This is a genomic window from Streptomyces sp. NPDC001380 (assembly GCF_042895785.1).
Taxonomy (GTDB): Bacteria; Actinomycetota; Actinomycetes; order Streptomycetales; family Streptomycetaceae; genus Peterkaempfera.
The window spans coordinates 91,539-106,231 of the sequence record NZ_JBIAWP010000011.1 but is presented as its reverse complement, the minus strand read 5'-3'; the positions used below and the strand labels follow the sequence as shown (position 1 = coordinate 106,231).

The 14,693-nt window shown below is 75.4% G+C and carries 11 protein-coding genes; 7 read left to right on the top strand and 4 right to left on the bottom strand.

Annotated features, from left to right (window positions below; genetic code table 11):
- Positions 1-27: 27 nt before the first annotated feature.
- Positions 28-2,127: a TerD family protein gene (locus ACFY07_RS15890; protein WP_390869181.1), complete on the bottom strand. Its 2,100-nt coding sequence runs from the start codon at positions 2,125-2,127 to the stop codon at positions 28-30.
- Positions 2,128-2,362: 235 nt separating this feature from the next.
- Positions 2,363-4,249 (bottom strand): DNA/RNA helicase domain-containing protein, encoded by a 1,887-nt coding sequence (locus ACFY07_RS15885; protein WP_390869180.1) that lies wholly within the window; start codon positions 4,247-4,249, stop codon positions 2,363-2,365.
- 929 nt (positions 4,250-5,178) lie between these two features.
- Here ACFY07_RS15885 and ACFY07_RS15880 point away from each other — a divergent pair.
- Together ACFY07_RS15880 and pntB are read left to right on the top strand one after the other, a co-directional pair.
- Positions 5,179-6,738 carry a Re/Si-specific NAD(P)(+) transhydrogenase subunit alpha gene (locus ACFY07_RS15880; RefSeq protein WP_390869178.1) on the top strand — a complete coding sequence of 520 codons (1,560 nt, stop codon included), beginning with the start codon at positions 5,179-5,181 and terminating at the stop codon, positions 6,736-6,738.
- Between the two features lie 5 nt (positions 6,739-6,743).
- Complete coding sequence (pntB, locus tag ACFY07_RS15875) at positions 6,744-8,162, top strand: Re/Si-specific NAD(P)(+) transhydrogenase subunit beta (protein ID WP_390869177.1); 1,419 nt, start codon at positions 6,744-6,746, stop codon at positions 8,160-8,162.
- A 94-nt stretch (positions 8,163-8,256) separates the two neighbouring features.
- Here the strand turns inward: pntB and ACFY07_RS15870 are convergent, their stop codons facing one another.
- Positions 8,257-8,472, bottom strand: coding sequence for a DUF397 domain-containing protein (locus ACFY07_RS15870; RefSeq protein WP_230651985.1), 216 nt, complete (start codon positions 8,470-8,472; stop codon positions 8,257-8,259).
- 227 nt (positions 8,473-8,699) lie between these two features.
- Between ACFY07_RS15870 and ACFY07_RS15865 the strand changes: the two genes are divergently transcribed.
- The 4 genes from ACFY07_RS15865 (at position 8,700) to ACFY07_RS15850 (ending at position 13,116) form a co-directional block, all read left to right on the top strand.
- Positions 8,700-9,383, top strand: coding sequence for a DUF5701 family protein (locus ACFY07_RS15865; RefSeq protein WP_390869176.1), 684 nt, complete (start codon positions 8,700-8,702; stop codon positions 9,381-9,383).
- 492 nt (positions 9,384-9,875) lie between these two features.
- Positions 9,876-10,844 (top strand): alpha/beta hydrolase, encoded by a 969-nt coding sequence (locus ACFY07_RS15860; protein WP_390869175.1) that lies wholly within the window; start codon positions 9,876-9,878, stop codon positions 10,842-10,844.
- Between the two features lie 122 nt (positions 10,845-10,966).
- Positions 10,967-11,410, top strand: coding sequence for a lamin tail domain-containing protein (locus ACFY07_RS15855; protein WP_390869275.1), 444 nt, complete (start codon positions 10,967-10,969; stop codon positions 11,408-11,410).
- A gap of 245 nt (positions 11,411-11,655) precedes the next feature.
- Positions 11,656-13,116, top strand: a complete 1,461-nt coding sequence (locus tag ACFY07_RS15850) for a DUF2637 domain-containing protein (protein WP_390869174.1) — start codon at positions 11,656-11,658, stop codon at positions 13,114-13,116.
- A gap of 50 nt (positions 13,117-13,166) precedes the next feature.
- Here ACFY07_RS15850 and ACFY07_RS15845 read toward each other — a convergent pair whose 3' ends face one another.
- Entirely contained in the window at positions 13,167-13,841 is a 675-nt protein-coding gene (locus ACFY07_RS15845; RefSeq protein ID WP_390869173.1) for a hypothetical protein, read from the bottom strand.
- 234 nt (positions 13,842-14,075) lie between these two features.
- On the opposite strand from ACFY07_RS15845, the gene ACFY07_RS15840 reads away from it, so the two are divergent.
- Positions 14,076-14,669 (top strand): flavodoxin family protein, encoded by a 594-nt coding sequence (locus ACFY07_RS15840; RefSeq protein WP_390869172.1) that lies wholly within the window; start codon positions 14,076-14,078, stop codon positions 14,667-14,669.
- Positions 14,670-14,693: the final 24 nt, after the last annotated feature.

The window sequence follows — 14,693 nt, the reverse complement described above, 5'->3', positions numbered from 1 at the left end:
GAGGTCTCCTGGAGTCCTGGAAGGCCGTCAGACGCCGGCGTCGGCCGGGCGGCGCGGGACCGGCTGCCCCAGCTGGGCGACGACGTGGGCGTGGAAGTGGCCGACGGCGGTGTCGACGCTGCGGATGAACCCGGTCTCGGCGTTGCCGCGGGTGAGCCCGATGCTCTTGGAGAGCGTCAGACGGAAGCCGGTGATCCGGCCGCCGTCCCGGGGCACCAGGTCGCCGGGCTCGGGGCGGAGCTTCTCCAGGGTGCCGCGTGGACCGGCCGCCCCGGTGTCGAGCAGGCTCTCGACGTGCAGGTCGGCAGGGGCCTCGGCGAGCTGTCGCATCAGCCGCTTCGCCCGGGACAGGGGGTAGCCCTGCTCCGGGGACGGGATCTCGACGGAGGTACGGAGCTTGCCGCTCCGCAGGTCGGCGGTGATCGACAGCGTGCCCGGGGCGTTCTCGACATGGATGTCGGCCTGGAGTCGGCCCGTCTCGGCCAGCCGGTCCGCCAGCGCGGCGCAGCGGGCGTGCGGGTCGGTCCCTCGTCGGGGGCGCACCGGAGCGGTCCTGCAGCCCAGTTCGCCGCCGAGCCGCAGGCAGACCTGCTGGATGAGCCGTTCCCAGTTCTGTACGACCTCCACGGCTCGGGCGTCGCCCGGGCGCAGGGTGTCGTCGTCGACCGCGGTGCGGACCGGGACCCAGGAGGCGCCCATGTTCTGGAAGCCGTGGCAGCCGGAGTTCTCGTGCTGCAGGTAGTGCAGCAGTTCCTGGAGGAGCCAGGCGTGGGCGGGGCTTCCGACGCCCTCGTGGCGGATCAGCATCTGCGCCTGGTACGCCACCTCGGCCCAGGACAGGTGCCACAGGGCGACCTTGTGCCTGCGGCGTCCGTCGACCTTGACGTCGACGAGCGGGATGCCGTGCAGGGCCACGTCGTTGGAGAGGGTGACCACGGCCTCGTAGCCGCGCCGGGCCGCGATGTCCGCGTACGCCTGGACCTGGTCGGTCTTGAGCGGGTTGCCGTTGGTCTTGACCTCCACCAGTGCTGTCCAGATCTTGCCGGCGCGGGAGACCCGGATGACGCCGTCGGGGCGGACCGCTGTCGCGCCGTGGGTGAAGGAGGCCTCCACGAAGGTCTCCATGGTCCCGGCGGGGGCGTTGAAGCCGGCGGTGAGCCGCCGCCCGAACTCCGGGACCTGCGCCATGACGGACAGCAGCACGGAGGTGGCGCGGCCCTCGCGCTCCCGGTCGTTCTTCAGCGCGGAGGCGGGGAACAGCCGTGCCCCGCGCCAGGAGTCGTTCTCCGCGAGCGACGGGCGGGGCGCGCGGGGCAGCGTCACCTTCTTCCTGGTGATGCGCACCCGCTGCGGCGCCGGGTCCGGTCCGGATGACGCTGCCGCGGCGGCGGACGCAGCCGCCGCGGATGCACCCGGCCGGGCGGGAGCCGCAGGCACCGCGCCGTCAGGTGCCCTCCCGGCGGTGGCCTGGCGGGGGACGCGGGCCGGTCCGTCCGCGGCCGCAGCCTCCGTACCGGCGGCGCCGGCCGTCTCCTCTGCGCCGTCCTCACCGGTACCGGCCGCCGTCGGGGCCGCGGCCTCGTCGTCGTTGACGTCGATGCCGTGGTCGGTGGCCAGACCGGCCAGCCCGGAGCGGTACCCCTGCCCCACCGCCCGGAACTTCCAATCCCCGCCGCGCCGGTAGATCTCGCCGAAGACGAAGGCGGTCTCCACGGTCGCGTCCTCGATCGAGAAACCGAGCAGCGACTCCCCGGACGCGTCGGCCAGCACCAGCCGCAGGTCCTGCAGGTCCCCGAACCGCGCCCCGCCGTACCGGCTCGCGGCGATCACGACGCGCTCGACGTCGGCGGGCAGCGCAGCGAGGTCGAGGCTCACCCGGTCCTCGCTGCCGTCCGCCGTCGCGGTCTGGCCGAGCACCTGCACCGAACCGTCCGCGCTGGTCGGATGGTTGTAGAAGTAGAAGTCGTCGTCGCTCCGCACCCGGCCGTCAGGACCGAGAAGCAGGACCGAAACGTCCGCCTCGCCCGTCCCCGACGGATCGCTCCAGCGCAGGCCGACCTGCACCGAGCCGACGTCCTCGCTCAGGGCGGCCAGACCGATGTTGGCGCCCTTGGGCATCTCGTGCATGCGTGTGTCCTCGTGGCGTGTCCGGGGAGGGGAGGCCGTCCGTGCGGTGTCCGCGTGTCGCGTACGAACCGTGTGCTGGGGAGCGTAGTGCCGCTGCCGTGCCCGCGGGCCTGCTGTGTCGAATCCGGTACGCGTGAGTTCGGTCCGGGGTAGGGGTCCCGGGTCGGCACGGCTCCGGCCGCCCGTCTCCGCAGGGAGCGGTGGGCTGTACGGGTGCCGCTCACCCCGGACGGGCTCACCCCCGTCGGCCGGCCTCCACGGATACGGCCACCAGTTCCCGCAGCCGGGACCGGGTCTCGGCGTCGGGGGAGTACACCACCGTGCCGACCATGCCGCGGGTGAGCAGCACCTTGTAGGTGTGCCGGACGAGCCGGTCGACCTCGGCGTCACTGGTCGCCCGGGTGAAGACGTTGTCCCTGGACGCGGCCCGGTCGACCACCCAGCGGCCGTCCCGCCACAGCAGGTCGGGGCCGAGGATGACGCCGCTCCAGTCGTACTCGAAGCCCTGGGCGGTGTAGACGCAGCCGACCTGTCCGAAGCCGGCCGGGTCGGTCGCCCACAGCGCCGCCGGCGGCGCGCCGGACACGGAGCGGTCGCCGCGCAGGTTCCACGGCCGGGCCCAGTCGCCGATCACCACGTCCGCCGGGAGCGGCTGCCCGTCCTTCGGCTCAGGGCTCCACCGCCAGCAGTACCCGGCCGTGATCCGGGCGCTGCAGCCGTCCTCCTCCTGGCGCTCCCGCAGGAACTCCTCCATCTCGGACGGCGACTCCGCCACGCGCAGCTCCACGAGACCGTCGGGCTCCCACGCCACAGGGCCGCCGTCCTCGAGGCCCAGCAGGCGGTCCACCCAGGTCAGGTACGCCTCGCTGCCGCCGCACCGGAACTGGTCCCCGAGCCGCACGACCTGCACCTCCAGGCCCTTGGCGCGGGCGGCCGCCGTGATCTGGGCCTCGGTGCCCAGCTCGCCGGGCCGCACCACCTGGTTCTCGTCCAGCAGGAACACCGGCACCCGCGCGGCGTCGATCAGCTCGTCCACCTGCGGGCGGCCGGTGCGGTGCGCCGCAGGGGTCCAGCGGGTGCTGGAGGTCTCCCGGATGCGGTGCGCCTCGTCGCAGACGAGGACGTCGAGGTCGTTCCTCTCGGCGGCCACGAAGTCATTGAAGTACTTGAAGAGCTTCTGCACGGCGGGCTTCCGGGCCCCCGCGACCTTGCGCATCGTGAGGGTGAACGACCGCGAGCCGGTGGCGTGGATCGCGGTGCGGCCCTGCCTGTACAGCTCGCCGAGGAGCGACAGGGCGATGACGCTCTTGCCCGTCCCCGGCCCTCCGAGGACCACGACCACCTCCTTGCGGTCGGCCCGCCGCGACCGCTCGACGGCCCGCAGCACCAGCTCGTACGCCAGCCGCTGCCCGTCCAGCAGCACGAACTGCTCGCGCTCCCGGACCTCCTCGGCCGCCACCGCCATCAGCTGCTTCGACGGCTGCTGCCGCGCCTGGAGGAGCTCGTCGGCCGCCCTGGCACCCGAAGCCGGGGCCAGCACCGACCGCAGGTGGTCCAGGAAGGCGCCGCGCCGGTCCCCGGTGAACAGCCGTCCCCGGGCGTCCTGCTCCACCTCCTCCAGCCCCTGCACCCCGTACGCGGTGGCGTTGTGCAGGAACGCCACGCCGGTGATCCGCTGCGGGTGGCCGGCGAGCGCGCCGTTGAAGTCGGCGAGGTAGTCGCAGTAGCCGCGCACCTGCTCGACCGGGTTGAGCCTCGGCCCCGGGTACCCCTCCACGCGGCACAGCCGCGGCGCCCCATCCTCGGGGTACGCGCTGCTCCACTGCTTCAGCTCGACCACGACGTAGGACGGCTCGCCGGTCCGCGGGTGCACCCCGGCGAGCACCGCGTCCGCCCGGCGGCTCGTCAGCGGCAGCCGGTACTCCAGCAGGACCTCGACGTCCTGCAGCCCGGCGTCCAGCAGGGCGTCGGTGAGCACCGGGATGCTGCGCTCCCACGACCGCACCTCGGACGGCCCCGGCCGGTATCCGTGCTCGTGCACGAACTGCTCACTCAGACGCAGCGCGAGCGTGCCCGCGACCCTCTCGGCGGCGACGGCGGACACGGAACCGCGGAACAGCACGACATGCCCCCAGGCAGCACGAAGAGACTCGTGCGGGTGGGGGCATGTCCTGAGGCGGAAGCCCGTCGGGCCGCGATGACGACGTGGTGAACCCTAGCGCGGCCGCACGCCGGGCGATGGTGCGGCTGCACGGCCGGGGACCGCTCCTCACCTGGCACGTGATCGGTCATACCGAGATCCGCCCTCATGAAGTCGCGCAGACAGGTGAGGAATCCTCAGAAGTTCTGCGAGAGGCGATCCATGTGTTTGAGCGTTTCACCGGTGCGCGGGTTGCCGCCGTCCAGTCGCTGAACGCGGGGCGCCCGTGATGCACAGGAACAGGCCGGGGAGCGCCCGGTGTCGATCTCGTCGAGCCGCGACCGTAGTGCGTCGGAGCCTTTCCCCGCCGCCCCGGTGTGTGCCGGCCCCGTGCTCCGGCCGTGTGACACGCAGCACCCGCGGCGTCTCCCGCGCGGACGCCGCCGGGGCGTTCCGGTCCGCGCGGCGGGTGCGCCGGCGCGGGCCCCCGACCGGCCCTGACCTGCGGGGCGGTGCGGCCGGGGCGCCCCGTGCCCCGGCGCGCACCCCGGTCGCGGGGGCGTCCGGCGCCCCGGAGGCGGCGGCGGGCCGTCCCGGTCCGCGGACGAGGGGGTGTTGTCACCCCGTGCCGGAGACGCAACGATGACCGCCGGACGGGCCCGGCGCCCCCTGACCGGGGGAGAAGGCGGGGTGCGGGCCGTGCCGACCGCGGCTGCGGCCCGGCGGCCCCGCCCCGAACCCGCCGCCTGCCCCGCGCGTACGACACCGGCACGGCGGCCGCCCGGGCCGGCGGGCGTCCCAAGCCTGCGCCACCGGGTGGGAATCCGGCGAGGAACGACTGAAGAACCACCGGGGAACCACCGAAGTTCCAGGGAAGATCCGCGGAAGATCCAGGGAAAGAGGTCGCATCCATGGTCCAACGGCTCGGTGTGGTCGCGGAGTCCGCCGCGGGGGAGACCCGCGTGGCGGCGACCCCCGCGACGGTGCGTCAGCTGGCCGGCCTCGGCTACGAGGTCGTGGTCGAGTCCGGCGCCGGCCTGCGCGCGGGTTTCACCGACGCGTCCTACGCCGGGGCGGGCGCGCAGGTCGTCGGCCGTGAGGAGGCCTGGCGGTCCGACGTCGTCCTGAAGGTCGTCGCGCCCTCCGCCGGTGAGGTCGCCGCACTGCGCGACGACGCGACGCTGATCGGCCTGATCGGACCCGCCCTCGACCCCGCCCTCGTGGACACGCTCACCCAGCGCTCGCTCACGGTGCTGGCGATGGACGCCGTGCCCCGCATCTCCCGCGCGCAGTCGCTGGACGTGCTGAGCTCGATGGCCAACATCGCCGGCTACCGGGCGGTGATCGAGGCGGCCCACGCGTTCGGCCGCTTCTTCACCGGCCAGGTGACGGCGGCGGGCAAGGTGCCGCCGGCGAAGGTGCTGGTCGCCGGGGCCGGGGTCGCCGGCCTGGCGGCGATCGGGGCGGCGGGCGGCCTCGGCGCGGTGGTCCGGGCCACCGACCCGCGCCCCGAGGTCGCCGACCAGGTGCGCTCGCTGGGGGCGGAGTTCCTGGCCGTCGAGGTCGAGCAGGAGGCGAGCGCCGACGGCTACGCCAAGGCCACGTCCGCCGACTACGACCGGCGTGCCGAGGCGCTCTACGCCGAGCAGGCCGCCGACGTCGACATCATCGTCACCACCGCGCTCATCCCCGGCCGCCCGGCGCCGAGGCTGATCTCGGCCGATCATGTGGCGAGCATGCGGCCGGGCAGCGTGATCGTCGACATGGCCGCCGCGCAGGGCGGCAACGTCGCCGGCTCGGTCCCCGGCGAGGTCGTCGTCACCGGCAACGGCGTGACGATCATCGGTTACACGGACCTGGCCGGACGGCTGCCCGCCCAGGCGTCCCAGCTCTACGGCACCAACCTGGTGAACCTGATGAAGCTGCTGACGCCGGGCAGGGACGGGCAGGTCGTCCTCGACTTCGACGACGTGGTCCAGCGGTCCATGACGGTCGTGCGGGACGGCGGGAAGACATGGCCGCCACCGCCGGTGGAGGTGTCGGCCGCGCCCGTGGCGCGGCCGTCGGACACCGCGGGGCCCGCCGTGGGGAAGCCCGCCGTGGGGAAGAGGTCGAAGCCGCCGCTCACCGACCGCCGCAGGTTCGCGGTCGTCGGCCTGGGCGCGGCGGCGCTGTTCCTGCTCGCCGGGTTCTCGCCGAACCAGCTGGCCGGGAACTTCACCGTCTTCGTCCTGGCCGTCGTCATCGGCTACTACGTCATCGGCAGCGTGCACCACGCACTGCACACCCCGCTCATGTCGGTCACCAACGCGATCTCCGGGATCATCGTCGTCGGCGCGCTGCTCCAGATCGGGCACGGGCACACCGCCGTGGACGTGCTGTCGTTCGCAGCCGTCCTGCTGGCGAGCATCAACATCTTCGGCGGCTTCGCGGTCACCCGCCGCATGCTCAGCATGTTCACGAAGGACTGAGGCCCATGACCGCCGCAACGGCCACCCAGGCCGCCTACATCGTCTCCGCCCTCCTCTTCATCCTCAGCCTGGCCGGACTGTCCAGGCACGAGACCTCCCGCTCCGGCACCGTCCTGGGCGTCTCCGGCATGGCGGTCGCCCTGGCCGCCACGGTCGGGCTCGCCTCGCGCAGCATCCCCGCGACCGGCGTCGGCCTCGCCGCCGCCGCCATGGCGATCGGCGCGGGGATCGGGCTGTGGCGCGCCCGCGTCGTCGAGATGACGGGCATGCCCGAGCTGATCGCCGTCCTGCACAGCTTCGTCGGCCTGGCCGCCGTCCTCGTCGGCTGGAACGGCTACCTCGACGTCGAGGCGCGGCCCGGAACCCCGACCGAGGTCGCCGGCTCCCTGCTGGGCGTGCACCACGCCGAGGTGTTCATCGGCGTCTTCATCGGTGCCGTCACGTTCACCGGGTCGGTCGTCGCCTACCTGAAGCTGTCCGCGCGGATCAAGTCCCGCCCGCTGATGCTGCCGGGCAGGAACGCGCTCAACCTCGGCGCCCTGGCCGCCTTCGCCGTCCTCACCGTGCTCTTCGTGGTGCAGCCGGGCCTCGGGCTGCTGATCGCGGTCACGGCGGTGGCGCTCGCCCTCGGCTGGCACCTGGTCGCCTCCATCGGCGGCGGCGACATGCCGGTCGTGGTGTCGATGCTCAACAGCTACTCCGGCTGGGCGGCCGCCGCCTCGGGCTTCCTGCTGAACAACAACCTGCTCATCGTCACCGGCGCCCTCGTCGGCTCGTCCGGCGCCTACCTCTCGTACGTCATGTGCCAGGCGATGAACCGGTCCTTCCTCTCCGTGATCGCGGGCGGCTTCGGCATCGAGGCGCCCGCCGCCGCCTCCGCCGAGCAGGGCGAGTACCGCGAGATCACCGCCGAGGAGACCGCCGGGCTGCTGCGCGACGCCTCCTCGGTGGTCATCACCCCCGGGTACGGGATGGCCGTGGCCCAGGCGCAGCACCTGGTGGCCGACCTCACCCGCAGGCTGCGGGAACGGGGCGTCGAGGTGCGCTTCGGCATCCACCCCGTCGCGGGACGGCTCCCGGGCCACATGAACGTCCTGCTCGCCGAGGCCAAGGTGCCCTACGACATCGTCCTGGAGATGGACGAGATCAACGACGACTTCGCCAAGTCGTCCGTCGTCCTGGTGATCGGCGCCAACGACACCGTCAACCCCGCCGCCGAGGAGGACGCCGCCAGCCCGATCGCCGGCATGCCCGTCCTGCGCGTCTGGGAGGCGGAGGACGTCGTCGTCTTCAAGCGGTCCATGGCCCCCGGCTACGCCGGCGTGCAGAACCCCCTGTTCTTCCGTGAGAACAGCCGGATGCTCTTCGGCGACGCCAGGGACCGGGTCGAGGACATCCTGAGCGCTCTGGGCACGCCGGTGTGAGCCGCGGCGGGGCCGGTCCCGGCCCCGCGCGGGCTCCCCGGGCCCCGGGCTCCCGTGCTGCCGTCCCGGCGGCACGGGAGCCCGTTCTCGGGTCTCAGGCGTGCCCGGGGAACTCCTCGGCCCGCACGCCGCTGATGAAGTCGGTCCACGCGTCGGCCGAGAAGCAGAGGACCGCCCCATGGGGGTCCTTGGAGTCCCGGACGTCGACCAGGTCGAACCGGTCGCGGACCTCGACGCAGTCCCCGTCCGGGATGCTGTGGCCGGACTTGTGCCAGGTGGTCGGGCCGTCGTGCGTGCCTGCCGTGTCCATGGTTTCCGCGTCCTCCTTCTCGGGGCGTGCCCGCTGTCCTGCCGCCGTCGGTCCGCAGCGCCGGGACCGGTGTGCCCTCCGGCGCGTACGGACCGGTGAACGCCCGTCGGGCGCCGGGGGTTCAGGCCTGCGGTCCCTGCAGCCCGTCCCGCCTCGGGCGGGTAACGGTCCGGGCGGCTCGTGCGATGCACGGGAGCGGACCGCGCAGGCGGACGGAAGGGGATGCGGTGTCGTTCGACGGATGCGACGCGGGGGCGGAGTTCGACCGGCAGCTGGGGGTGCTCGTCGACCGGGGGTACCCGGAGGCGGCCGGAGTGGACGCGCGCGCGTTCGCCGCGATGCTGGCCCCGCTGCGGGAGGTCGCCGTGGCGCGCGGCGCGGGGACGGCTCCGCCGAGCGGCGGACGGGTGCCGTTCCTGCTGGTGGTGACCCGCGACCTGGTGCCGGTGGAGGAGTCCGTCCCCCGGACGACGCTCGAGGGGAAGGACCGGCCGGGTGTCGTCGACCGGAACTACAGGGACGGTGACCTCGCCCGGTTCGCTCCGGCCCGAGGCGTCGTCCTCCCGGCGGGCGGCGCCTACCTGCTGCTCGACGTGGACCGTGGCGAGGAGTTCTGCGGGGCGGTGCCCGACGAGGCGGTGGAGGCGGTAGCGGCGCGGGGGAGGAGCCCGCTGACCATCGAGGAGGGCATCGCCCTCGTCACCCTGTACCCGGGGGCGCTGGAGAAGAACAGGTGCTTCTCGCTGGGGGGTTCGCGCTGCGGTGACCGGCGGGTGCCTGCGGTGTGGATCAGCCGGGGCGCGCCGAAGCTGGGCTGGTGCTGGGCGGGCAACCCCCACACCTGGCTCGGCATGGCGTCCGCCGCCGCGCGGGTGGGAACCGGCACGGACCGGTCGGCCGCGGTGGGCTGAGAGGCATGCCCCGGCAGGGCGGCCCGGTACTGCTGCCGGGCCGCGGCCCGGGTCCTGCCGGCGCCCTCACCCGGGTTCGCCGTGGAGTCCGGCCGGGGTTCCGGCGGGTGTTCCGTCGGGATCCCGATGCGGCTCCGTCGCCCCGGCCGCCGGTGCCCTCCGTCGGTGGTCCGCCCCGGGACGGTCCCGGCCGCCCTGGGGGAGGTTCCGCGCCTCCGGTTCGGCGGCTGTCCCGCGGGACCAGACCCGGTGGGCGGCATCACGGCGGCCCGGTCGGCGGACGGCACCGCGGTTCCGGCCCCGTAGTCCCGGCAGCACGATTCCGGCCCCGCGATCGCTCCCCGGCGGTCGGCCGGCCGTGCACCGGTGGGATGATCTGCCGTCACCGGGGTGGACCGCGCGGTGCGCAACGAGGACGCAGGGGCAGGGGCAGGGAACGCGGGGCACGGGACACGGGACACGCGGGACACGCGGGACACGGGGAGGACGGGCATGCGGGTGGACGGGGCCGGGGCGGAGCGGGCGGGGGTCTCCCGTACGGGGGGCGGTGCGGAGGCGCGGCGGCCGGGCAGGCGCGGGGTGCTGCTGGCCGCGCTGGGGGGCGGCGCGGTCGTCCTGGGCGGGGGCGTGGGCGCCGCCGTGGTCGAGGACGTGCTGCCCGGCGGCGTGCGGCTGCGCCGCGCCCTGGGTCTGACCGGCCCCGACGGCACCGTTCCGGACGTCGCCCCCGGGCCCGTGCACACCGTCACCGAGCGCTCCCGGGCCCGCGGCGGCGCGGTCCGGCTCGTCACCATGGCCCCGCCCGGCCACGATCCGGCGCGGCTGCCCGTCTGCCTGGCCCTGCACGGCCGGGGCGCCGACGCGCGGACCCTGGTGACCCTGGGGATGCCGCAGTTCCTGGCGGCCGCGGTGCGCGCGGGCGTCCCGCCTTTCGTGGTGGCGGCGGTGGACGGCGGCGACGCCACCTACTGGCACCGGCGGCGCGGCGGGGGCGACCCGCAGGCGATGCTGCTGCACGAGGTTCCGGGGTGGCTGCGCGCCCGCGGGCTGGGCCGTTCCACGGCGGGGGAGCCGCAGGCGGTGCTGGGCATCTCCATGGGCGGCTCCGGCGCCCTCCAGTACGCCCTGGGCCGGCGCGGCGCCGTGGACGCCGTCGCGGCCCTCAGCCCGGCGGTCTTCCGCACCTGGCCGGATGCGGCCACCACGGGCGGCTACGACGGGGAGGCGGACTGGCGGGCCCACGAGCCGCTGCTCGCCCTCGGCCGGCCGCACGGCCGGCGCCTCGGGGTCTGGTGCGGCACCGAGGACCCGTTCTGTGATGCGGCCCGCGTGCTCGCCGACCGCGGGGGAGCCGTCGAGCGGCACTTCCCGCGGGGCGAGCACACCGACGGCTTCTGGCGGCGCGTCATGCCGGATGCCTTCGCCTTCGTCGGCCGGTCCCTGGCTGCGGCCCGCCGATGACAGGATCATGTCGTGAACTGAGCCGCATATGACATGGTGCTGGGGCGTCGCCTCATCCCGGCTGGGCTGCGGACCCGCTTCCGTCATCTCCAGGAGAGACAGGCGCCTTTGAGGCCCGCCGCATACCCGCCGCCGCCCTCGCCGTAGCCGCCGCCCTCGGCGCTGCCGCGCTGCTCACCGCCGCCCCGGTCCGGGCCGCCGGATCGGTGCACCTCGCCAAGATCTCCTACGACAGCCCCGGCAAGGACATGCGCTCCAACGCGAGCCTCGCCGCGGAGTACGTCCAGACCAGGAACTCCACCTCCCGGCCGGTCAGCCTGCGCGGCTGGACCCTCACGGACGCCTCCCGCCACGCCTGCGTCCTCCCCGCCTTCACCCTCCGGGCGGGCGCGACCGCCACCGCCCACACCGGCCAGGGCCGCAACTCCGCCGCCCACCTCCACCAGCAGCGCCGCGCCTACGTCTGGAACAACGACCGGGACAGGGCGACCCTGAGGCGCTCCTCCGGCGCCGTCCAGGACGCCCGCTCCTCCGCGAACGCCGACCGCGACTGGACCTCCTGCTGACGTTCCGTCCGAGGGGATGACGGGCTCCGGCCCGCCCGTCCGGCCGCTGGCCACCCGTCCGGCCGCTGGCCACCCGTCCGGCCGGTGGCCGCCCGACGGGGCGAGTGCCGGCCGGACGGCGTTGCGGCGCCGGTCCGGGGCGGGTGCACCGGGGGGGGCCGACCCCCTCCGCGCCGTCCGCCGGCAACCGGGGTGTGGCAAGCTGTCCCGTCCGGTGGCGCCGAGACCCGGAGGATGAGAGCGTCGTGGCACGTCCCTCGATAACCCGCGCGCACCGCGCACTGATCGGCGTGGTCGCCGCGGGCGCCTGCCTGATCGCCGGCATCGGCTTCGCCGGTTCCTACAACGCGGTGCGCGAGCTGGCCCTCCGCAAGGGCTTCGGCACCTTCTCCTACGCCTTCCCCGTCGGTGTCGACGCCGGGATCGTGGTCCTCCTCGCCCTGGACCTGGTCCTCACCTGGCTGCGCATCCCCTTCCCGCTGCTGCGGCAGACCGCGTGGCTGCTCACCGGCGCCACCGTCGTCTTCAACGCCGCGGCCTCCTACCCCGACCCGCTGGGCATGGGGATGCACGCCGCCATCCCCGTGCTCTTCGTGGTCGTCGTGGAGGCGGCCCGGCACGCGGTGGGCCGCATCGCGGACATCACCGCCGACCGGCACATGGAGTCCGTCCGGCTGGTGCGCTGGCTGCTCGCCCCCGTCCCCACCTTCCGGCTGTGGCGCCGCATGAAGCTCTGGGAGCTGCGCTCCTACGACGAGGTGGTCCGCCACGAGCAGAACCGCCTGGTGTACCGGGCCCGGCTGCGCGCCCGGTACGGGCGCGCCTGGCGCCGGACCGCCCCGATCGAGGCGGTCCTGCCGCTGAAGCTCGCCCGGTACGGGGTCCCGCTGGACATCGCCGCGCTGGAGCGCGGCGGCGGGGCCGACCCCGCGCCCGGGTACGGGCAGGAGCCGGCCGCGCCCGTCCTGGACGGGGCCGCCCGGATGCAGGAGATCGCCGTGGCGGCGGAGCAGCCCGAGGCGTCCCGGGAGGGGGCCCAGGACGCCGGGGCGGCGGCCCGGGCCGGGTCCCGCCCCGTGCCCGACGCCGCACCCGGGGCCGGACCGGTGCCGGCGGACCCGGAGGTCCCCGAGCAGCCCTCGGAACCGCCTGCGGAGCCCTACGCGGAGCTCTACGCCGAGCCCGAGGAGGACCTGGTGGCCTCGGCCAACGGCCACCGGCGCCCCCTGCGGGTGCCCAGGCCGCGGCAGGCGCAGCCGTACGCGGACGGGCCGCCGCAGCCGCAGCCCCAGCGGCGCCCGGAGGCGGACCCCGAGGCCGCCTGGGCGCCTCGGGCCGACCCGGGCCCCGCCCCCGCCCCCGCCCCCGACCCCGACCCCGCGCCGGGCCCGTCCGCCGGTCCCGCCTCCTCCTCCGGGCCCGTGGGCGGGCCGGAGGAGCCGTGGCCCGGGGTGCCGGAGGCGCCGGAGCCCGGGGAGCCCGAGCCCGCCGCGTCGTCCAGGGAGCAGAAGCTCGACGTCTACCTCAAGGGCCTCTGCACCTACATCGACACGTACGGCAAGGAGCCCGACCACTTCCGGCTCTCCCAGCACCTCTTCCACCAGCACGGCGTGACCGGCCGCCCCGGGCAGCCCGTCAGCCCGGACCAGTTGCGCCGCGCCTGGCCGCAGCTGCAGGAGCGGTACGCCGAGCTGGGCCGCGAGTAGCCGCTGCGGTCGGCCTGCCCGCGGCGGCCGCCCGCCCGCCGGCCGCCCGCTCACCGCTCGGCCAGCCGGCGGCGGCACTCCGCCGCCAGCTCCGGGTAGGCGCGGGCGATGGCGTCGAGGAGCCGCTCCCGCAGCAGCTGGGCCGCCTCGGTGCGGCCGGCCCCGCCGTGGAGGCCGTCCAGCAGGGCGTCGTACCCGGTGAGCCGGTGGCGCAGGTAGTCGACCTGCCAGCGGGCGAGCGTCGCGGTGTCGGTGGTGGCCAGGACCGCGGGCCTGGGTACGTGGTCCGGCCGGTCCCAGGCCCGTTCCCGGTCGCGGCGGTTGCGGTGCCGCACGGCTTGCTCGGCGAGCTCGTCCCGTGCGAGCCGGGGCACCGCGACGGCCTCGGCCGCGATGCGGTCCAGCACCGCCCGCCGCCGCCGCGCCGCGGCCTCACGTGCGGCGGCCGACCGCCGGGCCGCAGCGGCCAGTGTGCGGGCGAACTCCTCGGTGCCCTCGGCGGCCTCCACCCGGCCGACGGCGAACATCCGGGTCGGCGCCTCGGCCCCGTAGAAGGGGCTGCGCCCCTGGGCGTCGGGCTCGCCCAGCAGGTCGCGGACCATGGACGGCGTCCAGCCGCGGGCCCGCAGCGAGGCGAGTGTGTAGTAGGCGCGGTGCCGTCCGCCGCGCTCGCGGTCGGCGGCCGCGGCGGGCGTCTGGGTGTCGCTGGTCCGGGATTCCGCCATCGTGGTGTTCCCCCCGTCGTCCGGCGAAAGTCGGAACCCCATGTATAGACGACACGACTGACAGTGACCGCAGCGGCTGTGCGCCCCGGAGGATGCGGGCGCACGCCCGGCAGCGGGTCCGCAGGGCCTCGGCCCGCCGCGTCCGCGGCCCTCCGGCGCCGGAGGGCGTCCCGGAATACGCCCCGTGGCGGCGGACTTGGCCTCCCACAGCGCCCGCAGACCGAAAGGACGTCCATGTCCCGCTCGTTCCTCCTCCTGCTGGCCAGCAGCCGCCCGGACGGCAACACCGAGCTGCTGGCCCGCGCGGCCGCCGGGCACCTCCCGCCCGGCACGGAGCAGCGGTGGGTCAGGCTCGCCGAGCGCCCCCTGCCCGACTTCTCCGACGTCCGCCACGCAGACGGGCCCAGGGCCGCACCGGTGGGGGAGGAGGCGGACCTGCTGGATGCCACGCTCGCCGCCACCGACGTCGTCATCGCCTCGCCGCTGTACTGGTACACCCTCTCCGCCGAGGCCAAGCGCTACCTCTACCACCGGAGCGGCTGGCTGCGCCTCCCCGGGCGGGACTTCAAGGCCGCGATGGCGGGCCGCACCCTGTGGGGCGTCACCGCGATGGCCGGCGACGCCGGGACCGCCGGCCCGCTGGTCGGCGCGCTCCACCACACGGCCGCGTACATGGGCATGCGCTTCGGCGGCGTACTGCTCGGGAACGGCACCAGGCCCGGGGACGTCCTGGCCGACACCGGCGCCCTGGAGCGCGCCGGGACGTTCTTCGCCCGGGAGGCGCCGCTCGCCCGCTTCCCGCAGGCGGCGGATGCGTCGGCCGGGTGACGGGCGGCAGCGGCCCCCGTCGGG